The following is a 21,709-nucleotide window of genomic DNA, read 5'->3' on the forward strand; positions in this document are numbered from 1 at the left end:
CACCTAAGAATAAAAAATCCTGTTGAGCGATCAACAGGATTTTTTTTATTCACAACGCTAAAGGCTTAAATGCTTTATAATATTACCATTGCATCTCAATCAATAAAGTACAAGTATTTTTACCATTCGTCTACACTTAAGTTCCATTCGTCTACACTTCTTTTTGGTTTCATCGCTTTTAACCAATAATCGCTCTAAGATTTCTGAATTTTACACGCGCGAAAAACCTTGTATTTAGCGCACCCAACTCAAATCAAAAGTAAATGAAAAAGAAAGTGCTATCTATTTTACTCATTGAGGATGACCGTATTGAGGTAATGAAGCTCAAACGTGTGTTATCTAAGGAAGCTTTAAATCATAAATTGATAGAGGCCAAAAACGGCGAAGAGGCTTTGACGCTCTTACGTGATAAAAGCATTTTGCCTGATCTTATTTTGCTAGACCTCAATATGCCTAAAATAGACGGAATTGAGTTTTTGAAGATCTTAAAGGCAGATGATACGTTTAAATACATTCCTACCGTGGTGCTCACCACATCCAGCAATCATAACGATGTAAAGCAATGCTATGAGATCGGAATCGCGGGATATGTGCTCAAACCCTTGAAGTACGAAGATTATGTTACTAAATTATCCGGATTATTGAATTACTGGAGTCTTAACGAATTAATTCATCTCTAATGAAAGGTATTGTTTTTACAGAATTTTTAGAACTGGTTGAAGAGAAGTTTGGGATCGAGATGGTCGATGAGATCATTACGGCTTCAAACTTGGAATCGGGAGGTGCGTATACTGCTGTAGGGACCTACAAATTTGTAGAAATGATCAATTTGTTGACGGCTTTAAGTGCGCGTACACAATTAAGCATAGATGAGTTGCTTTATATCTATGCGCAGCATTTTTTTAAAGTGATTAAGTCAAGTTATGCGGCACTCTTAAATACGTATAGCGATCCGTTAGAACTTTTAGCTTCTATTGAAGATCATATTCACGTGGAAGTGCGTAAAATTTACCCTGATTCGCAACTTCCTACCTTTAAGACGATTAAAAGGTCAGAAAATACCTTAGTTTTAGATTATCATTCAAGTAGAGCCATGTATAATTTTGGTCTTGGGCTTATGCACGAGACCTTTAAACATTTTGGTTTTGAACATAAGGTGACATTCGAGAAAATTAAAGAAGATGGCACGCACGTGCGATTTTTTATAGAAAAGGGAGATGACCACAAAAGATCCGGAACTATATAAAAGACTTGTAGAGCGCGAGCGCAAAGCGCGTAAGATGGCTGAGTCAATTTTGGAGAAAAAATCTTCAGAACTTTATGCGCTTTCTCAAGAACTTCAGAAATCAAATGACAAGCTTCAGTCGTTAATCTATCAAAAGAATACCGAGCTTCAGGGCGTATTTGAAAACTTAGTAGACGCCTATGTTGTGATCGATGTTGAAGGCCATGTGCTCAAGATGAATGATGCTGCAGTCGCCTTGCTAGAATATGATCCTACCAAAGAACCGGTGTTTTTACCAGCTTTGGTTTTACCAGAAGAGCAGGAGCTTGTAGCTGAAGCCTTTAAAGGTTTGTTGAAAAAAGGAAGCATTACCGATTTTAAGGTAAGCATTCGTACAAAAACCGGGGCGATTAGACGCGTACACATCAATGCGAGTACTATTGTAGATGAGAACAATAAAGCGATCGTAGCGCAGGGAATTGTACGAGATATCACCGATGAAGAGCGCAAAGCCCGTATTATCGATGAGCAAAAGCGACAACTGGAGTTTATCGTAAATAACTCGCCATTAGGTATTGCTTTAACTACAGATGGCATAATAGAAAAGTGTAATGCCAGTTTTACCAGAATCCTAGGCTATCCTGAAGATCGAATAATTGGTAAAGATTTGAAATCGATTACCATTGCAGCAGAGCAATCAGATTATGAGGAAAAGCGAAAGGATTTGCATAAAGGAGCTTTTGATTCTTTTGTCACCACACAGAAATACATCACCAGCTCGGGACAGATCATTACGACCAAGATCAATGTGAGCGCTGTGCGCAATCACGATAACCACACCCGTACGCAAGAAGTAATTACGGTTGAAGATGTGACCAAAGAACTCTTGGCCCGAGAACAACTCGTAGAATCAGAAAACCGGCTATCTGCACTTATTTCTCGACTGCAAAGCGGTGTTTTACTAGAAAATGAAGACCGGGCAATCGTGCTTACCAATCAAATGTTTTGTGACATGTTCGGCATTCCTGTGAAGCCTGAACATATGCAAGGTTTAGATTGCTCCAATGCTGCGGAAGAAAACAAGCATCTTTTTAAAAATCCCGAGCAATTTGTAAGCCGCATTACTCAAATCGTAGCCGAGCGCCAGCTGGTTACCGGAGATGAATTAGAATTGCTAGACGGTCGAATTTTTGAAAGGGATTTTGTTCCTATTTTCTCAAACGGCCAATACAAAGGACATTTATGGAGTTATACCGATGTTACTGTCACGCGCCGATACAAGAACGACTTGCAACAGCAAAAAGAAAAGTACAGTAACATTATTGCAAATATGAATCTTGGTTTGCTCGAAGTAGATACCGAAGATCGTATCCTGCTCGCAAATCAAAGTTTTAGTGAGATTAGTGGTTACGACTCTAGCGAACTGATAGGCAAGAAAGCAGCAGAGGTTTTTATGAAACCAAGTGATGCTGTTCAAGTCTTAAAAAAGAATGACCTGCGGGAAAAAGGGATTTCAGACTCTTATGAAATCGAAGTCTTTAACAAGGCAGGGGAGAAGCGCAATTGGTTGATAAGCGGGGCGCCTAATTTTGACATTAACGGGAAATTGGTGGGTTCTATAGGAATTCATCTTGATATTACAACGCTCAAAGACTTAGAAGCGCAAAAGGAATCTTTGCTCAACACCTTAGAAAAAAGCAATCGGGAATTGCAAGAATATGCGCACGTGGTTTCTCATGATTTGAAGAGTCCGTTGCGTAGTATCAACGCCCTTGCCAGCTGGATCAAAGAAGATAACTTAGAGCATCTGGATGAGCAGAGTTTGGAGAATTTCAGCATATTGGAGAACACTTTAGAGAAGATGGAAGGCTTGATCTCCGGGATTTTGAATTACAGCAGCATTCAACGTGAGAATATTCAGGATGAAGAGGTAAGTATTAAAGAGGTGATTGAGGATATTGAAACCTTGCTTTATATTCCCGAACATATAGAATTGATCGTTCCTGATGATTTACCCATTGTGAACGTAGACAGAACACGCATACAACAAGTATTTCAGAATTTAATCAGTAATGCGATTCGCTACAGCAATAAGGAAAAAGGCTTGATTAGAATACACTATACCGAAGAAGCCACCAGACACGTATTTGCCGTTGAGGATAACGGAATGGGTATTGATAAAATTTACCACGATAAGATCTTTAAGATTTTTCAGTCGCTCACAGATCATAAGGAATCTACAGGAATCGGACTTTCAATAGTTAAGAAAATTGTTGATCTGTATGATGGTTCGGTTTGGTTAGAAAGCGAGCTAAATGAAGGGTGCACCTTTTATTTCAGTTTAAAAAAAGACGCTCATGAAAATTAGACAAGGAAATCGGGATGCTTCAGGAAACTGGAATCACAAATCGGAAGCAGTATCATTAAAAAGTCCGTTAGTCTTAATATTTTCTAATCGGTTTGTTCTGGAGCAGGAAGCTGTTTTTTCTGAAATGCGCGCGTTATTTCCTGATGGGCATTTGGTCTTTGGGTCGACCTCTGGAGAGATCACGGGAACTTCGGTACTCAATAACGGCTTGTCGTATACAGCAATTGAGTTTGAAAAAGCCTCTTTTGAGATTGTAACACATTCCATCTTAAAAGAGGATAAAAACAGTTTTAAAACCGGAAAGCATCTTGCTGAAAAGTTAGATCAAAAGCTTCTTAAACACGTATTTGTCTTATCTGAAGGAAGCAACGTAAACGGAAGCGAACTCATCAAAGGTATAGCTTCAGTGTTACCTGAAGACGTTACGATTACCGGAGGCCTGTGCGGGGATGATGCCCGGTTTGAAAAGACCTTGGCGGCCTATAATGAACCTGCAAAGGAAGGAGAAGTGATCGCAATTGGTTTATACGGCGCATCTTTAGAGATTTCATACGCCAATTATGGCGGCTGGTTTTCCTTTGGTCCTGAGCGGCTCATCACCAAATCGGAAGGTAATGTGCTTTACGAATTAGACCATAAACCTGCATTAGATCTGTATAAGAATTATCTTGGTGAAAAAGCTTCAGAACTGCCACAGGCATCTTTATTTTACCCGTTAAGCGTTCAATTTAAAGACAAAAAACGACCGCTGGTGCGCACGATTTTAAATATTGATGAAGCTAGCAATGCGATGGTTTTGGCCGGCGATGCACCAGAAGGAGCAAAAGTTAAATTGATGATGGCTACGGTTGATGGTATTGTAGACGGTGCGCTGGAAGCAGCCAAACGAGCAGTTAAACATCGGGAGCATCCGTGTCAATTGGCTATTCTTGTGAGTTGCGTGGGGCGTAAATTGGTAATGGATCAACGTGTTGAAGAAGAAGTAGAGGAGGTATGCGAAGTTTTGGGTAATCAAGCGGTGATCTCAGGATTTTACAGTTATGGGGAGTTGGCACCTTTTTCTGATGACCGTATCTGTGAACTGCATAATCAGACGATGACACTAACCTTAATAAGTGAGTAGATGAATGCACTTTTAAAAAGACAACTACGGAAACATCTCCAAAACCAAGGAGTCGATTACAAAGAAGATCTTGATGTCTTTTTAAATGCAGTAAGTAGCTCGTATACCAATTATGAAGAGCAATTGGCTATGGTGCAGCGCGCGATGGCACTTAGTTCAGACGAACTTTATGAGGCTAATGAAAGTTTAAGAAAAGAGACCAATCAACAAAAGGAGATCATTAAAAGTCTTACCAATACGATTGCTCAGCTGTATAAACATAGTAACCCAGAAGATTCTAATCAAAAAATTGAAGAAACCAATCTTGATGCCTTAGAACTGGCGCGCGTGATCGATAACCAAACCCGTGAGATCATTGAGTCAAACAGACAGCGTGATATTTTATTAGCACAATTAGAGAAGCAGAATAAAGAGCTGAATGATTATGCGCATATCGTTTCGCATGACCTTAAGTCGCCTTTAAACAACATCAATGCATTGACCAATTTTTTGATCGAAGATGGTGATGTACGCGGAGACGGTGCAGAAAATCTGGATCTCATTCTGGAGCACGTTGAGCATATGCATGACCTTATTCAAGGAATTCTTGAATATTCTGCGATAGACAAAGTAGAAGACGAAGCGTATGCGATCAACTTGAACAAACTGGTAGCACGTTTGATTGAAACGATGCATATTCCGGCGCATATTGAAGTTTCAATACTGAATCAATTGCCCCTGGTTTATGGGAACTCGTTTCGGTTTCAGCAGTTGTTTCAAAATTTAATTCAAAATGCGATTCGGTATAATGATAAAGCGCAAGGCTTTGTAAAAATTGACTTCAAAGATCTTGGAACCCGGTATCAATTCAGTATTGCAGATAATGGCAATGGTATCGCTCCTTCCTATCACGATAAGATCTTTCAGGTTTTTCAAACGCTCGATAACGATTCTAAACATAAAGGAATAGGACTCTCGATCGTATTGAAGATCATTAAATATTATGATGGAGAAATTTGGTTAGAATCAGAACTTCAGCAGGGAACCTCTTTTTTCTTTACCCTGCCCAAACCTAATGCTTAATACTATGGATGCGCCTAATTTGCTTAAAATAAAAGAAATCTCAGGAGGTATGACCGACTTTGAGCAGGAGATGCTACAGATCATCAAAGAAGAATTGCCAGAAGAGATTGAACAGTACCATAGTAATTTAGAGGCCAAAGATTTTTTAAAAACAGCGGGAGATGTTCATAAGCTAAAACATAAAATAAGTATCTTGAACATGAAACACGGTTATGAAACTGCCGTTACCTATGAAAATGAGTTGAGAGCAGGCCGCCCTACATCTGCACAAGACTTTGAAGCTGTTTTAAACAAAATGGTAGTTTTTGTCAACCAACTTTAAATCCTACTTATGAATTGCATTATAATCGATGATGAAGCTTTGGCGCGCTCAATAATTCGTAACCACTGTGAGAAAAGCACAGATGTTGAGGTTGTAGCACAATTTGAGAATGCGATAAGTGCTATTAAATACTTAAACCAAAACGAGGTTGATCTGATTTTTCTAGATATTCATATGCCCGACTTTACAGGTTTTGATTTCATTCAAACCTTAAAAAGTCCGCCAAAAATTATTTTAACCACTTCAGATCGCAATTTTGCTATCGAAGCTTTTGAGTACGATTGCATTGTAGATTATCTTGTTAAACCGGTAGGATTACCTCGCTTTTTAAAAGCGATTCAGAAAGCGCAGCAATTCTCTTTAACCAGCAAAGAACCTGCCGCACCCGCAGCAGCCACAGAAGCAAAGCAGGAGGAAGGCAAGGATTTATATATCAATATCGACCGCAGGTTGATCAAGATTGATTTTGACAGCATTTTAATTATTGAGGCCAAAGGAGATTATATCCTCATCAAAACCGAAGGGAAAAACTATACGGTTCATTCTACCTTAAAGAAGATCGAAGAGAAACTGCCCGAGAGTAAGTTCTTAAAAATTCACCGGTCTTATGTGATCAATTTTCATAAGATCATCGACATTGAAGACAACAGTGTGTTGATCGCAAAGGATGTGATTCCTATTAGCCGTTCAAACCGTCCTATTTTGATGAAGCGTCTTAATTTGCTTTAACGCGTAGCGTTTTCCATTCAACTACACTTAAACGCGACCCACCGAATATTCAAATTTCAGCGCTTCTAGTCTTTTAATTTTGGATTAAAATCCAGATTATGAGACCTTTTCTAAGTTTAAGCATACTTTTAATTTCGGTGGTTGCCACTGCTCAAAATTTCAGCTTTTTAGGTGAATATACCTCAGACGGCACACCGCTTTATTTAGAAGCTCAGGATGATGTGGTTACCTCAGAAACGCTTTCGCTTGTTGCCAGTGCTTTGCCGGAGTCCTATGCGGTGCCTACTTACAATCCGCATTACATCTCTAGTGGTTATGATACAGATGTCATTGTGCATGAAGATGCTGAAGTCTACGTTACTTTTGTCGCCGAAGGCGCAGGGTATAAAAATGTTCTTGGATTTTATACGTATGATATCAATAATCCGTTAGATCGAAAACCTTACGATCACGAGATCACCATAATTTTCCCTAATGTTTCTGCACAAGGTTCCGGCGGTGGTTTAAAGGCCGGAAACAAAGTAAAATTAGGTTCTTTTAAAGCCGGCACCGGCATTGGTTGGGTGCTGCTGGCAAATGCCTGGAAGTCTGAAGTTACCTGGGGTTTATGGCAATTGTATTCTAATCCCGATTTTAATCCGGAGGCCGATCCTGCTTTGCGTTATCATAACGTGCTGCTCAACGATCCTGAAAATGAACGAATCATTCTAGGTTTTGAAGATATTCGTCGGGACTACAGTTCGTGTGATCAAGATTTTAATGATGCCTTGTTTTATATTTCAGCCAATCCTTATACGGCTTTAGAAACCAAAAATTATGCTGATGTAGCTTCTGCAACTAAGGTGAATTCTGCTTACGACGGCGGTTTAGAAAGCAACGGAGACCTGTCTACACTCATTGCAAAGCGCAATTTGAACCGAAGCAAAACAAACGATCAAAAAAATACCAAAGCAGCCCAGTCCCGATTTAAGAAAAGTAAGTTTCCCTCAAAAAACGGCACTTCAAACCTGGCGTCATATTTTGGTGAAACAGCACTTTTTGGCACCGAAACAGCTGCTGTTGCGAGTCCGTCTGACTTGCAAGACATCACTAATGCTTCAGGTATTTTTGCGATTGATTACTATCAAGGAGAAGATCGTGTCGTAGCAGGTCTGTTGCTCAAGACCGAAGACCGCGTGTATGATCACGCCAAAACGATTTGTGACCGATTGAATGGAGCAACTCTTGATGACATTCGTAGGTTTCAACTGCGGGGACATCAGTTTATTTTAGCTGAAATTTTACGAGCTAACGGACTCAAAGAATATGCTGTGAGCTTTTCGGTAAATCAGAGCGATGCTGCACAAACGCTTTACAGTTACTGGAATATTGATCAATATCCGGAAGGTGACTATTTAAACTTTCAATTTTGGGGAACTTCAGTAGCGCAGGTGAGTAGCCTTATAAATTATGCTTTAGATGTTTTAGAGCAATCAGGAGGCTTAAACAGCGACCCCAATACTACCTATAAATTACCCGAGGTATTTGTCAAAAGCGGATATTACAGCCGCGGTGCCCTTGTTTTAAATCTGTGTAATAAAACAGGAGTAAAAACACTTGTGGCAGAAACTAATAAGCGTGCAACCGAAACTGATAGTTTAGAAAACACGGTGCAAAACTTAAGCCTTAGCGGCGCGTATGAAGAGCAGGTTATCTTAGAAACCGGATATTTATTTGATGTTGGTGTATCGCTTACAGATGCTCAAACAGGTAGTTACGATGCTTTGTACCTTGCAGACGGACCTTGGGGTATCGACTATAATCAAACTGAAGCAAACCTGACCGATTTTATCATCGACCAAGCTGTTGAAGTTGCAGAAGGAGATGCTTACAGTATTGAACGCAATGTTTCACTTAATGCAGAAGTAAAGGGGACGTTTAATATTTTTAGACACATTCTCGCCGGTGAGTTGGCGCTTGATGTGCGTGATTTATCTGCTCTTGAATTTGAGCTGGAAACCAATGTTCCTGTTGAAGTTATTCTGGTTCCGGCAAACCTTGAAGATTGGTCAAACAGGCTGCGTTATACGCTACCGGCATCTCAAGAAAATCAATTTTATGCAATTCCTTTTGACGAATTTAAAAATGCATCTGGTGAGGCTCAAAGTGTGACCGCGATACGCAGTGTTGTATTTTCTGTACAGGGTGATTATATCAATTTTCAGTCAGCAGCGGTGAGATTAAAAAATCTGGCATTTAGCAATAATCGCAGTCTTTCTGTAGAAGCGATAGCTCAAGAACTTCAAAGCACGCAGGTACATAATTATCCCAATCCTTTTACGCAGTACACCTTGATCAAACTTCCGGCTCCTGCTGTAGAAGCAGCCATCGAGCTTGTAGATATGAATGGACGCAAGGTGGTTTCAAAAAAGAGAAAAACTTCAGGCAATCAAAATACACTTCGCCTGGATCGAGACGGTTTACCTACCGGTTTATACAGTTATGCAGTGACCACAGATACCGGTAATATATATAATGGAAAGTTACTTATAAATTAGTTTTTTTGTGTTGGTTAGTTAGTTTGTTAGAGGCGGTAGTTTTAAACTACCGCCTTTTTTGTGGTACCAAAAGCTTTAAAAACCATTACCTAACGAGTCTTCCTTGGCCGGCAGAAAGATTTGCCCTTAGCTCGTTTGTGAAGTTTTTTTGCCGATCCCGTATTACAATCAGTTTGATTTGGAGTTTTCTTGGGTATAATCGCAAGCTGCATCAATACGAATGCTTTTATCTATTTTATGGAAGGAAACCAACACATCTCTTTGATCGATATGATCATAATAATCGACAAAAAGTTTTTCGGCAAAAATTCCGTTAGGGATTTGTTTTGGGGCGAGTTGCCAATCTAGAAAAGCTACAGCATAGTCAAATACAGGAAGATGATATTCGGTTTCAGGTGCCACCCGATAGATCTTTGTTCCTGATTTAGACCGCTTTTGCCTGCGCTTACTTGTTGGGCTGAAGCTATACCAGTGTTGTGTTTTACCATCAACCAAGGTATCACGAACTTTACTGAACGCATAGTGCTTGGTCATAAATGCAAAATGATTGCGATAGCTACTCACAAATTCACAGGGAATATTGATTTTAGTTGCTTGTTCTAATTCCGTTTTGAGAAGGTTAACGTCAAATGTGAGTCCGTTTTCATCTTTAAACTGAAGCCTGTAATGTAAAGAACCCTTAGGCGTAACCACAGCGTGATAGCTGTTGTCATTAGCATTGGTTAAGTAAATTACGGTAGTCGTACTGTCCTTTGTATAAAAAGGTCTGTGTTCAATTTTAATACTGTCTTTATAAAAGGTTCTGGTGTAGGTGAGCCAATGATCAAAAGTGTACTGCTTTTGTGCATTGCAAACGAAAGTACATAAATAAAGTAGGCAGAAGCTATAGAAGTAGTTCCTCATATCACAAATTAGCAGCATAAATATACTTAAAATGCTGTGGTGAAACCTGTAAAAACAGAAAAGCCTGTCTGGGACAGGCTTTTGTAATAGCTACATTTTGTGGTACCGTAAAAGCTTATGTTAACTGAGGTAATTTACTTGAAAAGCGGCTTAGCAAAAGGCTGCCATCTTAAGCTTAAACCAACTTCTCCAAACTCAAAACCACTGGCTACAGCCGAGGCGATGTTACTGTATTGCGCATAAAGGCCGAGATCAAATTGATTACTGAAACTGTAGCGTACATTCACTTCAGCTCTAAAAATAGAGGTAGCTTCTTGATCTTCTACAAATTGACGACCGCCGGCAGCAACTGTATGAATAGTAAGGTTTTCTGCAGGCTTAAGCAGTAGATCTGCAAAAAGCTCTGCCGCCTGATATTTAGACGGACTGAAATACAAAGCATTCACCTGATCTTTATAACTCAGATATTGATAGTTGAAGCCCATTTTAAGCGCAGGCTTACGTGTGAGGGAATAATACAACGAGGTAAATAACAATTTACGGTTGTTTTCGTCAGATTGTGCGGTATAGATCATAGACGTGTACCAACCCAGACGTGTTGTAATTCCCCAGTTGTAATTCAAGAAATAATCATTCAAGGCTATTTTTTCTTGTAGTAGCGCAGCATTAAAATTCTGTAAAGCTCTGCGATAACCAAACTCTGCTTGCTGGCGTTTAAAGGGTTTTGCTTGTAAGCTTATTCCGCCTTGTGTATCGGTATATTCATTTTCATTGGTACTTGCTTTAATGAGTCCGGCGTTGGCTTTAAAATTTAAGCCCGGCATTATGCGATATTCTAGATTAGCGCCAAGTTCATAGGCCGTAGCCTCTTCGCCACTTATACCGTTGCGGGTGATACGATAACCGTATTGAGCACCAATTTTAAACGCAGTAGAAAAAGGTAGCGCAGCATTAAAGCCGTAGCTATATGCCTGGTTTTCTCCATTATCTTTGGTTAAAGAAGCACGTGCGCCTAGTTCTGGAGCGTACGATAGATCTAAAGTTTTGATCAAACCTAAAGCATCTTTTTGCCCCTCATAGTAGTCAAGTGTTTTTTGAGCGAAAGCATATGCCTGCAGCGGATTATCGCTTGCACGATAGGCATTAGCAATCCCCAAATTGCCGTCAAAGGAAGTCGAATCTTGCGCTAAAATTTGCTGATAGTTTTTTACTGAAGCTTTAAAATCGCCGGTATACATCCCTAACATCGCTTTTAACGCTAAAAGGGTCTTGTGATCTGTATAAGTTGAATCTAATGCTTTGATCGTTTGGTTGGCTTCAGCATACTTTGCATTCCAGACTAAAGCTTGAACATAACGCTCTGCTGCTTGAAGACGCACTAAAGAGTCGGTTTTCTTTTGCTTACTTAAAGTATAGGCTTCCGTCGCTTGTTGCAATGCCTGTTGTTCTTCCTCTTGCAAATGAGCAACAAGTGCTAAACCTATTTTCCCGGTGATGCTGTCATTACTATTCTTATTAAAACCAGAATAGATTTTAGCAGCTTCTTCAAAACTTTTGTTGGGTAAATAGATGGCGATAAGATTGAGTTGGGTATCACGATCCTGAGGAAAATCTTCAAAATTTGATTGAAGCAATGCAACGGCACTGTCAATTTCTTGACGTTTGGCCAATTGTCCCGCCATTCCTAATTTGATGTATTTATAAGAGACCTTGGCACTTGGGTTTTCCGCATCAACTTCAAGTGCTTTGTTGATATACACCCGAGCTTCTTGATAGCGTTTTAGGTTTGACAAGGTGTTTGCATAACCCAACAATGCCCCAAAATTCTCTGGATGTTCTGCAACGAGCTTTTTATACACAGGAACTGCAGCTTCAAAGTTTTTATTCCATAAAAAGGCTTCGGCATAGTTTAATTCGATTTCCAGATCACCGGGATAATCGTTACGCATTTCTTCAAATAAAGCTAAGGCTTCCTTTGGTTGACCGCCAAGACCTAAAGCACGTGCATAACATAAACGTGCGGTTTTGTTTTGGGGATATTCCTTAAGAATTTTTGCAAAGAACTCTTGAGCTTCTGCGTTCTTTCCGTTTTCAAGATAAGTAAACCCGGTTTGCATCTCTTGCGCCTGAACACTTATAAATAGTAAAGCACTTACAAGGCATAAATAAACTGTTTTCATAACTAAGATTTGGTAGGAGCAAGTTAGCCGCAATACCTTCTTTTTTAATCTACAGCTATGTACAGCTTATCGAAACATAAGCGCATTTCACGGGGAGTACAACTTTTAGAAACGTCAGATTTTGAGTTTGTTAGTCGATACGTGAGCGATTTCGTCAGGCTTTGTAATTCTTATATATAAGAGGATTGAAGCCTTCTTAGTGTATAACAAATATTTTTTAAAAGGATAGCATTGGTTGTTTCGGTTTATCTGCGGGATTTGAACCATTCATCTACACTTAAATTCCGCCGAACGAAATTTTCCGCTGTCGCCTCTCGATGCTCCTCATCTTTGCTTCATAATCTTTAAATCTTTTGTTATGTATTCTTTTATCACACAAAACCAGAGCATTCAAATACGTGGAATTTTAAAAGTACAGTCTGTTGGCGAACTCGCAGCAACGATCAATGAAGACTTTAGAAATCAAAAGAAGATCACGATCGACCTAAGCGAACTCCAAGAACTTACGTTAAGTACTGTTATGAAGTTGATCACTTTGCAAACCAATTACAGAAACAGTGGTAAACTCATCTTGTTTAAAGGCCTTTCTAATAAATCGGTAAGTGGAACCTTCGGCCTTGCCGGAAAGCGGTACTTGCTGGGAAACGTAGCCTAATAATCACTCCAAATCTGCCATTATGATAGCGATACCTTTTGTCAAACAGAAAATTTCTGCCCAACAGATTTTTATGCTAAGTGCCTTGCTGGTAAATACCGGTAACTACGCTTATAACTTACTTCTTGGGCGCTTGCTTGGCCCTGAAGCTTTTGCCGATGCTGCGATTTTAATCACCTTATTATTGGTGTTGTCGTTTGCAGCGATGACGTTTCAATTGGGTACCGCGCGCTTCATCGCACTGCTCGAAGAAGAAAAGCAAGGCGCATTTCTAAAAAAGATCAATAGATGGAGCCTTCGTATGGGGTTTGCGACAGGACTTGTCTTTGTGTTTTTTGCAAGCTTCTTTCAAGAAGTATTACAAACCTCCTCATCAATGATGTTTGTGGTTTTTGGCTTGTCTGTTCCGTTCTATTTTGTGATGAGTATCAATCGCGGGATCTATCAAGGAAAACAGGAACTGCTAAGCTTATCAAAAACCTATCAGATCGAAATGTGGAGCAGGTTACTGCTTACGTTTTTATGCATCTTATTATTTAAAGAACAGCCTGCCATTGGTGTAGCACTGGGAGTGAGTTTGTCTATTGTAGCGGCACAATTTCCCCGAGCAAAAACCATCAAAACCGATCAGGAAACATTAGATCGCCAATCTACAACTGAAGTCCTCAAGTTTTTATCGATCACAGCACTTTATGAAGGAACACAAATTCTTATCAACAACAGTGATATTATTCTTGTAAAGCATTTCTTTGAACCCTATCAAGCAGGATTGTACGCCTCGTTGGCATTAATAGGACGCGTGGTGTATTTCGTAGCCTGGATGTTTGTGATGCTGTTGCTTCCGGAAGTGGTAAAGAAGAAAAAAGCAGGAACACGTACCACAAAGATTTTATGGAAATACGTGGGTTATATTGGGCTACTTTCGGCAAGTATTGTGGTGGTGTGTTTCGCTTTCCCCAAGATGATCGTCAATTTGATGTTTGGGCAGGCGTATCTCGAAGTAGCGCATCTTTTAGGCCCTTATGCCTTAGCTACCGGACTTTTTGCAGTGGCAAATCTGTTTACCTATTACTTCTTATCGCTGGGTAAATACCGGCCTGTATATTTTAGTCTGGTGGGTGGCGCTTTACAAATAAGTGGCGTGCTCTTGTTTCACGACCAATTGTTGCACGTGGTGTTGGTACAAATTGCCACGATGCTTGTACTTCTTCTGGTACAAGTGGTCTATTGTTTTAAGGAAGAGGGAGTTAGATTAAGTGTTAACCGTTAAACGCAAGTAAAGTACCATTGGTCTACACTAGTCTTCGATCAAACGTATTTCGCAAAAACCAGCTTTATTTCTTTTCATCTTTGAATCAGAATTAAAAACCAAATCAAATGAAACTAGCACTTGTAACCGCATTTCCGCCCAGTAAAGTAACACTCAATGAGTATGCTTACTATCTGGTGCGCGCTTTTAGAAATCATCAGGAAATTGAAGAGTTGATCTTACTTACCGATGTTGAGACCGATGTAGCAGAACAGTACCTTGATGTTTCAGGATGTAAGGTAAGCGTGAAAAAATGTTGGAGCTTTAACAGCTACAACAGCTTTCCCGGAGTTTTAAAAGCAATACGCCAAACCAAACCAGACGCTGTACTTTTTAATCTTCAGTTTATGAAGTTTGGAGATAAAAAGATCCCGGCTGCTCTCGGACTTATCTTACCCGGAATTTGCAAAATGATGGGTATTCCTTCCGTAGTATTACTACACAATATTATGGAACAAGTAGATCTTTCTGAAGCAGGTATCACTCAAAACAAAGTACTTCAAAAAGCATACAATTTCATCGGAAGCGCACTTACGCGTATCCTTTTACAAGCAGATTTTGTTGCCTTGACGATCAGTAAATATGTAAGCATACTTGAGGAGAAGTACCAAGCAAAAAATATAGGATTAATTCCCCACGGAACGTTTGAATTGCCTGACACCCCTAATTATAATGTTCCTCAAGGTCCGCTGCAAGTAATGACTTTTGGCAAGTTCGGAACTTACAAAAAGGTCGAAATGCTTATTGAAGCAGTACAACACTTGAGAGCGACAACAACGCTAGACCTGGAGATCGTGATCGCGGGGACTGATAATCCTAACGTAAAAGGCTATTTAAAACAGGTAGAACAAAAATATGCACATGTAGAACAACTGCGTTTTACAGGTTATGTGGAAGAAGCAGAAGTGCCTCGCTTATTTGAAGAAGCTGCTGTAGTTGTTTTCCCCTACACTTCAACTACCGGCAGCAGCGGGGTATTGCATCAGGCAGGAAGTTACGGCAAAGCGGTTGTCATGCCAGACCTTGGAGATCTGGGTATTTTATCACGAGAAGAAGGCTATCAAGCCGAGTTTTTTGAACCGAACAATAGTAAGGATTTGGCAGAATCCTTAAAGGTTGTTCTCGAAAATGAAGCCTATCGTGTGGCTATGGGCATGGCCAACTATCAAGCAGCAACCGCTTTGCCTATGTCCTGCATCGCAGACAAATATGTAAACGTCTTTAAAGAAATAATGCTTTCAAAACAAGTTAAGACCTCTAAGACTTTGATTTCAGGATAGTGTCCCTTCACCCTCTTTGATTTGGTTGCAAACCCCTCTTGCTCTCCCTAAAGCATTTGGGGTTTCTTTTTGCTTGCTGGTGAAGTTATTTTAAGGCTTTAAATAGAGTAGCAGCTTCTTTTGATTCCCCTTGAGAGTCTAGGATACCGAATTTCTTTTGAGGCGCTCTGCGCCAGGGCAGTCGTCCTACCACTGCTGTGGGTACTTCTTCAAAATCATAGAGTGTCCAGAACGCAAAATGTAAGTTATTAGATTTTAAAATGGGTAAGATACGCTCGTAATAGGTTGTTTGATCGTTCTCGTCATTTCCGAAAGGTTTCCAGAGGCCTGAATATGTTGAAAGGCCAAATTCCTGCAACATGATAGGCTTGCTCGTGTTTGCTTTCAAGTCTCGATAGGTTTCTTCAAAGTCTTCAAGCTCTTCGTAATAATGAAAACTTACCACGTCTAGCTTTTCTTCTAAAATTGTGGCCGCTTTTGCTTTAGACCAACCAATGGTGACCGGAGTTTCAGGGTCAAGCTGTTTGAGATGCGCAATATGATTCTGAAGCCAAAAGGTGACTTGGTCTTTTCCTCGATTATCAAAATCGAGATCGGGTTCGTTTTTCAGATCCCAGGCCAAGAGCGCAGGATGTGCTTTGAGCGCAGAAATAATGCTTCGAGCATGTTTAAACGTATTTGGCGTATCTAAAACGGAATAATCTCCATAAAAATCAAAAAGGGTAACGATCACTTGAAGTTCGGCATCTTGCGCCAGATCCATGAGCTGTTTCAGTCGGTTTAGCTTTTCGGGATTTACTTCCGCTTTGCCAAAATCTTCATAACCTACAAATATACGCAGGGTGTTGAGGTTAAGTTGTTTGATTTTTTCGAAATCAGCTTGTATACGTTCCGCTTTAAAAAGGGTGTCAAACGTATTCCAAGGATGTTCTTGAGGGTAATAGTTCACGCCTTTAATCCATTGCGGAAGTCTTTTTAAGGATGACTTTTGTGCTGAAGAATCCTTTGCTTGCGGAATAATGCGCTCCTGATGCCTAATGCGCCAAAAGCCGTCTTCGAGCAGCATAACCACGCGGTAGGCTGAAGTATCTCGAGTTTCCAGCACGAGTTTTTCTTGGTCGTAAATTTGTTTAATTTCAAAAACAGCCTCATCTCTAAAACTGATGAGTTGCCCGTCTGCACTGTAAAATTCAAGATAGAGTTCGTGATTGAGGGAAGCTCCTTTTATGAAGGTCTTACCTTTTTTATTCTGAAGAAGAAGCGTGTCAATTTTAGCACGAGCACTTTCGGTATAATAATCAGTAATCCCTGTATTTTCTCCGGTGGCAAGCGCTACTTCACGCACATACCACGCATTTAAATAATCCTGTGCGACACGTTTTTTTGTTGGTTTTTCAATAGGTCGACTAGGGTTGATGCTGTCCTTCCAAACAAGATGCGGTTTATACACCGGTTCGGCTCCCAATGCCAGATTGAGCATCGTACTTTTGTCTGCACCGGTATTGAGGTAGGAAAGAATGTTGCTTATGGCCGCGACCAAAAGTAAATTCAATCCTATAAAAGAGAGAATAAGTAACGCGCGATAGATATTTTTATTTTGATTTTTCAATAGAGGTTTATCTTTTCAATGGTTTTTGAAACTCCCAAAACGGTCACCTTAAGATCATAAATTCCCGGTTTATAAAAGCTTGTGTTTAATTGAAATTCCACCTTTCCTTCTTGTGTTTTTTTCTCAAGCGTATAGGTGCCTTTTGTGGATTTTAGTTGAAGAACTACCGGCGTTCCTTCAGCAAGCAATTGCTGTAATTTACCAGTGAGTGGACCAACTTTTACAACAGCCTTTGTTTCGTCCCATTCCAGAGGGAAAGCATCCAGTGCCGGGGCATATGCTATAGTTAAAGCATTACTTTCTGCAATACCGGTAATAAAGGCTTGTACTTCCCAATTTTGTGCGCGGTTAGGATGTAGGATTTGTGCTTGAGCCACGCCGTTAAGGGTTGCACCTGAGGTTTGCAAAAGTTGGCTGTCTTGAGTTTTAATTACAAAATTGACCAAAGTTGCGTCAGAAATAAGGTTGCCGTATTGATCTTTGATCGTGCCGGTTTTAAACGTCGTGATCTGGTCTGCATCAGCAAAAGGATTTGGACGCTCATACGTTATATTGAAATCAGTCGCTAAATGCGCATCTATATAGATCGTTTGCAATTTTGAGGAACGCTCGTTAAGATGAACAGCCGTAAACATGGTTCCGGTTTTTTGAGGAGAGAACAGGTTTTTCCAGGCAATTCTGTTTTTTACGGGTAATGTTTCGGTTTGTTGTTGCTCTTTAAATCGGGTTGCAAGCGTTAGGGAAGTAGCGTCGGGGAGGAGGTTGTCATAAACGTCGGTTGCCAAAAGCGTTAATTGGGCAAAATCGGCGCCACCAGCCAGAATACGCTGCGGACCTAAGTACGATTCGATCGCTGCAATTTTTGAGGTGTCTGGTTTTATATTCAGGCTACCTTGCATCAATATATTTTTGTTATGAATCAATTTCCAGTCGAGTTTTCCGCTGGCGTTGGCGTAAGGCGCTTGAATTAGAAAGCTTTTCTGTATGGAAGTAGTTTCCGGTTCTAAAACTGTACTTCCTAGAGCGTTTGAAACCAGCAATTTCAAATCTTCAGCTTCGGTCTCAAAGCGTAATTGTACACGATCTTGAGCAACAACTTTTGTTGTTTGGGTAAGCAGCTTTAGAGTAATGGGTTTACGCGCTTGTTCAGGTTTTAAGGTAAAACCAAGCAGCAACACACAAAGGCATAAGATATGTATCAGTTTACTTTTCATCGCGGATTTCCTAAATAATTATTCAATTCAACTTTGAGATATCCGCCATTTTTCAATGCAATATGTGTGGCGTATTGTTGGGTAGACTTTCGATTGGGGATCACTTTTCGGGCGATCTCTTCGTTAGATAAACCATTCACAAAAATCGCTTGCATACGCGCACTGATCAACTCTGTTGCTTTGGGTTGCAATTTCAAATGTACTTCTTGCTTTCGCTGTTGGCGTACGCCTTCCTTTAAAAAATGATGATCTACCCATAGTAGTTGATGCGCTGCATCATAATAGGATAACAACACCTGCGGAATTGTCGCTTGCTGCGTCCCGGGATTGAAAAGTGTTGCTTGAAGCATTTCATCTTCTATCCTGATATCATTAACGACCACGCTCTTATACAAATCGGTATTGGCGACATTTGCCGAAACGTGCAAGTCAAAAGTAACGGGTTTTCCTTCTAATTCAATCGGGGTGAATTGTTCAGGATCAAAAGTGAGCGGTGCGTGTTCGTCGGGTTTTACCCAGGCAGTGCCTTCAAATTCAACTTTAAAGGAGGTTATTTCTTTAGGCATTAGCTTGTGTTTCATTTCATATTTGGCATTAAAAGTTGCCAAAGCCAGATCTTGTGCGTCATACAAAGTTCCTTTAACCGAAACATCTGCCGGAACATTATCAATATTTTGAATTTCACCTACAATTATATAATCGCCATTTACCTTTAAAAGTCGGGCTGAAAGCACCTCCAACACCGGTTGTTTTAAAATGTCTTCGTGATAGGTTTGCTCAGAGGTAATGCGCCTTCTCCCATGATTATAAAAATCGGTAGCATTACTGGTGATGAGTTGGTCTGGCGGTAGATCGAGATCGGGGTTTTTAGGTTTTACATACCATTTTGGGCCCCGCTTTACCAATTCAAAATCCTCTTGTGTAGGAATACGTTCTAAAGGGGTGATCCATTTGGCATAAGCAGTGGCCAACGCACTGGAGTCGGTTTTTTGAGTGATATCGATCTCAATGGCATCCAGTTTTGCATAGCTGTTAAGCAAGCCGTCTGTTACCGCAAATTCTAGCATAAACTGATCTAGCGATTTATCACTTTTGGGATCAAAATAGGAATAGGCGCGCTCGAGCTCTTTAAAATCAATAGCATCAAAATAAGCCTCAAGCACATTTTGTGGAGCAATCTGATCTGCATTTTTGAGGTAGAAGGTGTAAATGCCAAAGGCAAAACAAAACAATACTATGACACCGTAGCCGTGCGCTATAAGAAATAACAAGCGTTTGCGTTTGTTTGAAGTTTTGGCAGCAGCCGAAAAATCAAGCCTCCATCGCATATAGCTGGGCAGTGTAGGTTTTTTGGAGCGCAAAGCCCTAATCCAGATCGATTGAATATTGATCACAAAAGCGATAAGAACCGTCAGCAACGGAATGATGCCCCACATCAAAATTAAAAATACCGGAATGTCATCTTTAGGAATGATCTCGGGCATTGGTGGTACACCGAGTTTTTCCCAAACCATAATGCCATTTTCAAGTAAACCCAAGCGCTGCCAACCTGCAAAATACAGGATCGGATCGTAGAATTTATCGTTTGAAAAAACATATTTAAGATTATACTTTTCAGGAACGGTGAGAAATTGTTGCAGCGAACCAATACCTTCAACCCCTCTGAATTTTGAGTTCTCCAGACGTTCAATAGCGCGCGAAGTCAACTCGGGTAATCTTCGTGCAGAGTGGTAATTCCCGTCTACGGTCATTGCATCGGTTTGTGCCGAAAGCCAGGCGATTTGGTCTCCAAAACCTAGTGGAAGAAACCGCCATTTATAATGTTGATCCTGATTGAGGAAATTTACAATGGGCAACATATTAATAGGATCGGGCTGCGAGGGTCTAAAGTTATTGAGCGTCATCGTAAAGACCGTTGTACCTAAAAACAGACCTGCCAGAATACCCGCCAGAATGCGATGGTATAAACCGCCCAGTTTTGTACTTAAAAAGGTTTTATAGTCGCCTTCTGCAAAGCGATATGCAAATTCTCCAAACAATGGTAAAACCATAATACTTCCCCACAAGGTAAAGCGGTCTAGTGTAAGAATATTGAAAGCATTATCACCCAAAATGATTTTAGGAATAGGCGTGGTGCCACCAGTTCCCAAAATGGTGAGCATCGTCAAGGATAGTCCAAAAAATAAATAGCGTTTACTGTAATACCGGTAGAAAAAGTAAGGCATTAGCAGCAGTAAAATTCCCCACGGAATCAGAAAAAAAACGAGTCCGCTGGAGGTGATCTCTAGAAAATTATCCCGCGACCCGTGCGGAATAGGAACTTGAGTGATGGGATTATTTTTAGTATTGATCCAATAGGGTAGAATACAAACGATAATTAAAAACAGGGCCGAAAAGCCAAAGGCGATCATTCGCTTTAGCAGCCTAAAAAAGGCTTTGAGAAAAACGGGAAAGGTGATTTCTTTCATCGTATTTACTCGGGTTCTGGCTTCATCCATAACTGCCATCCCGATCAGCGGGAAAATGAAGAATACCATTCCGAAAATAGGCGTGACGTGATGGGAGCAAACCGTGACTGCAAGCAGGGACAATGACGTTAAAAAGTATTTTTTCTTTCCGGAGGTCAGCCAAAGGTAAATTTCTGGCAATGCGTGCATCAGGATCGAAACACCAATAATACTGGGCAGTTGACCAAAGATATGTAGGGTTTCTACAAAAGAGGATGAAAATACAGCAAGAATCGCTGCATATCCTGCAGCGTGAGCACTTGCGGTAATGAGCAAAGCGAAGCGATAAACACCGGTGATAAATAGGATCACCCCGATGATTGCTACCGTGAACATCCCAAATTTTAGTCCACCTATCAAGGATAATATGGCGATCGCCTGATGTACTAGTGGTGGATATCCCATAACCGTAAAACCGGTATACCAACTGTAGTTCCAAGGTTCAAACCAATGCGAGGCATAATGATCTGCAAAAAATAAATGGATTAAGGCATCATAGGTGCCTTCAAGTGTAAAAAAGATCCCAAAACCATGAAATACGACCCCGATCAACAGGGCGATTATCAAGTATCTGTTTGGGGTGTTTTTCATGAAATTATAAGATAAGAGATTGTTTGTTTTCTTACATAGCTAAGATAGAACTTTCGATGAATGACTCATCTGTCGACGAACGGTTTTCATCTAAA

At 40.4% G+C, this 21,709-nt stretch carries 16 protein-coding genes; 11 read left to right on the forward strand and 5 right to left on the reverse strand.

Features of this window, described 5'->3' with window-relative positions; translation table 11 throughout:
* Window positions 1–263 precede the first annotated feature (263 nt).
* From MED217_RS06690 to MED217_RS06725, 8 genes are all read left to right on the forward strand, one after another.
* Window positions 264–680, forward strand: coding sequence for a response regulator (locus MED217_RS06690; RefSeq protein WP_009779730.1), 417 nt, complete (start codon window positions 264–266; stop codon window positions 678–680).
* The gene (locus MED217_RS06695; RefSeq protein WP_009779731.1) at window positions 680–1,246 is read left to right on the forward strand and encodes a heme NO-binding domain-containing protein; all 567 of its coding nucleotides are present in this window, start codon (window positions 680–682) and stop codon (window positions 1,244–1,246) included. The genes MED217_RS06690 and MED217_RS06695 overlap by 1 nt, the downstream gene beginning before the upstream one ends.
* Window positions 1,218–3,593 (forward strand): PAS domain-containing sensor histidine kinase, encoded by a 2,376-nt coding sequence (locus MED217_RS06700; protein ID WP_009779732.1) that lies wholly within the window; start codon window positions 1,218–1,220, stop codon window positions 3,591–3,593. The genes MED217_RS06695 and MED217_RS06700 overlap by 29 nt, the downstream gene beginning before the upstream one ends.
* Window positions 3,583–4,716 (forward strand): FIST signal transduction protein, encoded by a 1,134-nt coding sequence (locus tag MED217_RS06705; protein WP_009779733.1) that lies wholly within the window; start codon window positions 3,583–3,585, stop codon window positions 4,714–4,716. The genes MED217_RS06700 and MED217_RS06705 overlap by 11 nt, the downstream gene beginning before the upstream one ends.
* Window positions 4,717–5,778 (forward strand): ATP-binding protein, encoded by a 1,062-nt coding sequence (locus tag MED217_RS06710; protein ID WP_009779734.1) that lies wholly within the window; start codon window positions 4,717–4,719, stop codon window positions 5,776–5,778. It abuts the gene before it with no gap.
* Window positions 5,771–6,100: an Hpt domain-containing protein gene (locus MED217_RS06715; RefSeq protein ID WP_009779735.1), complete on the forward strand. Its 330-nt coding sequence runs from the start codon at window positions 5,771–5,773 to the stop codon at window positions 6,098–6,100. The genes MED217_RS06710 and MED217_RS06715 overlap by 8 nt, the downstream gene beginning before the upstream one ends.
* A gap of 9 nt (window positions 6,101–6,109) precedes the next feature.
* On the forward strand, window positions 6,110–6,829 hold the full coding sequence (locus tag MED217_RS06720; protein ID WP_009779736.1) for a LytR/AlgR family response regulator transcription factor: 720 nt from the start codon (window positions 6,110–6,112) through the stop codon (window positions 6,827–6,829).
* Window positions 6,830–6,927: 98 nt separating this feature from the next.
* A complete protein-coding gene (locus MED217_RS06725) occupies window positions 6,928–9,366 on the forward strand; it encodes a DUF4114 domain-containing protein (RefSeq protein WP_009779737.1) in 2,439 nt (812 codons plus the stop codon).
* A gap of 168 nt (window positions 9,367–9,534) precedes the next feature.
* Here MED217_RS06725 and MED217_RS06730 read toward each other — a convergent pair whose 3' ends face one another.
* The gene (locus tag MED217_RS06730; RefSeq protein ID WP_009779738.1) at window positions 9,535–10,269 is read right to left on the reverse strand and encodes a hypothetical protein; all 735 of its coding nucleotides are present in this window, start codon (window positions 10,267–10,269) and stop codon (window positions 9,535–9,537) included.
* Between the two features lie 134 nt (window positions 10,270–10,403).
* A complete protein-coding gene (locus MED217_RS06735; protein ID WP_009779739.1) occupies window positions 10,404–12,449 on the reverse strand; it encodes a tetratricopeptide repeat protein in 2,046 nt (681 codons plus the stop codon).
* Between the two features lie 358 nt (window positions 12,450–12,807).
* On the opposite strand from MED217_RS06735, the gene MED217_RS06740 reads away from it, so the two are divergent.
* From MED217_RS06740 to MED217_RS06750, 3 genes are all read left to right on the forward strand, one after another.
* Complete coding sequence (locus tag MED217_RS06740; protein ID WP_009779740.1) at window positions 12,808–13,104, forward strand: STAS domain-containing protein; 297 nt, start codon at window positions 12,808–12,810, stop codon at window positions 13,102–13,104.
* 22 nt (window positions 13,105–13,126) lie between these two features.
* Window positions 13,127–14,374, forward strand: a complete 1,248-nt coding sequence (locus MED217_RS06745; RefSeq protein WP_009779741.1) for an MATE family efflux transporter — start codon at window positions 13,127–13,129, stop codon at window positions 14,372–14,374.
* 107 nt (window positions 14,375–14,481) lie between these two features.
* Window positions 14,482–15,693 (forward strand): glycosyltransferase, encoded by a 1,212-nt coding sequence (locus MED217_RS06750; protein WP_009779742.1) that lies wholly within the window; start codon window positions 14,482–14,484, stop codon window positions 15,691–15,693.
* Between the two features lie 85 nt (window positions 15,694–15,778).
* On the opposite strand, the gene MED217_RS06755 is transcribed toward MED217_RS06750, so the two are convergent.
* From MED217_RS06755 to MED217_RS06765, 3 genes are read right to left on the reverse strand one after another with little or no spacing between them, the layout of a single operon-like run.
* A complete protein-coding gene (locus MED217_RS06755) occupies window positions 15,779–17,302 on the reverse strand; it encodes a cellulase family glycosylhydrolase (RefSeq protein ID WP_009779743.1) in 1,524 nt (507 codons plus the stop codon).
* Window positions 17,299–18,516: a hypothetical protein gene (locus tag MED217_RS06760; RefSeq protein ID WP_009779744.1), complete on the reverse strand. Its 1,218-nt coding sequence runs from the start codon at window positions 18,514–18,516 to the stop codon at window positions 17,299–17,301. The genes MED217_RS06755 and MED217_RS06760 overlap by 4 nt, the downstream gene beginning before the upstream one ends.
* Complete coding sequence (locus MED217_RS06765) at window positions 18,513–21,614, reverse strand: membrane protein (protein WP_009779745.1); 3,102 nt, start codon at window positions 21,612–21,614, stop codon at window positions 18,513–18,515. Before MED217_RS06765 ends, MED217_RS06760 begins: the two co-directional genes overlap by 4 nt.
* Window positions 21,615–21,709 lie beyond the last annotated feature (95 nt).

Source organism: Leeuwenhoekiella blandensis MED217, from assembly GCF_000152985.1.
Taxonomy (GTDB): domain Bacteria; phylum Bacteroidota; class Bacteroidia; order Flavobacteriales; family Flavobacteriaceae; genus Leeuwenhoekiella; species Leeuwenhoekiella blandensis.

Bases quoted from the DNA above. Each gene is read 5' to 3' on its own strand.
- MED217_RS06690 (WP_009779730.1), top strand. From the start codon at position 264: ATGAAAAAGAAAGTGCTATCTATTTTACTCATTGAGGATGACCGTATT.
- MED217_RS06695 (WP_009779731.1), top strand. From the start codon at position 680: ATGAAAGGTATTGTTTTTACAGAATTTTTAGAACTGGTTGAAGAGAAG.
- MED217_RS06700 (WP_009779732.1), top strand. From the start codon at position 1,218: ATGACCACAAAAGATCCGGAACTATATAAAAGACTTGTAGAGCGCGAG.
- MED217_RS06705 (WP_009779733.1), top strand. From the start codon at position 3,583: ATGAAAATTAGACAAGGAAATCGGGATGCTTCAGGAAACTGGAATCAC.
- MED217_RS06710 (WP_009779734.1), top strand. From the start codon at position 4,717: ATGAATGCACTTTTAAAAAGACAACTACGGAAACATCTCCAAAACCAA.
- MED217_RS06715 (WP_009779735.1), top strand. From the start codon at position 5,771: ATGCTTAATACTATGGATGCGCCTAATTTGCTTAAAATAAAAGAAATC.
- MED217_RS06720 (WP_009779736.1), top strand. From the start codon at position 6,110: ATGAATTGCATTATAATCGATGATGAAGCTTTGGCGCGCTCAATAATT.
- MED217_RS06725 (WP_009779737.1), top strand. From the start codon at position 6,928: ATGAGACCTTTTCTAAGTTTAAGCATACTTTTAATTTCGGTGGTTGCC.
- MED217_RS06730 (WP_009779738.1), bottom strand. From the start codon at position 10,269: ATGAGGAACTACTTCTATAGCTTCTGCCTACTTTATTTATGTACTTTC.
- MED217_RS06735 (WP_009779739.1), bottom strand. From the start codon at position 12,449: ATGAAAACAGTTTATTTATGCCTTGTAAGTGCTTTACTATTTATAAGT.
- MED217_RS06740 (WP_009779740.1), top strand. From the start codon at position 12,808: ATGTATTCTTTTATCACACAAAACCAGAGCATTCAAATACGTGGAATT.
- MED217_RS06745 (WP_009779741.1), top strand. From the start codon at position 13,127: ATGATAGCGATACCTTTTGTCAAACAGAAAATTTCTGCCCAACAGATT.
- MED217_RS06750 (WP_009779742.1), top strand. From the start codon at position 14,482: ATGAAACTAGCACTTGTAACCGCATTTCCGCCCAGTAAAGTAACACTC.
- MED217_RS06760 (WP_009779744.1), bottom strand. From the start codon at position 18,516: ATGAAAAGTAAACTGATACATATCTTATGCCTTTGTGTGTTGCTGCTT.
- MED217_RS06765 (WP_009779745.1), bottom strand. From the start codon at position 21,614: ATGAAAAACACCCCAAACAGATACTTGATAATCGCCCTGTTGATCGGG.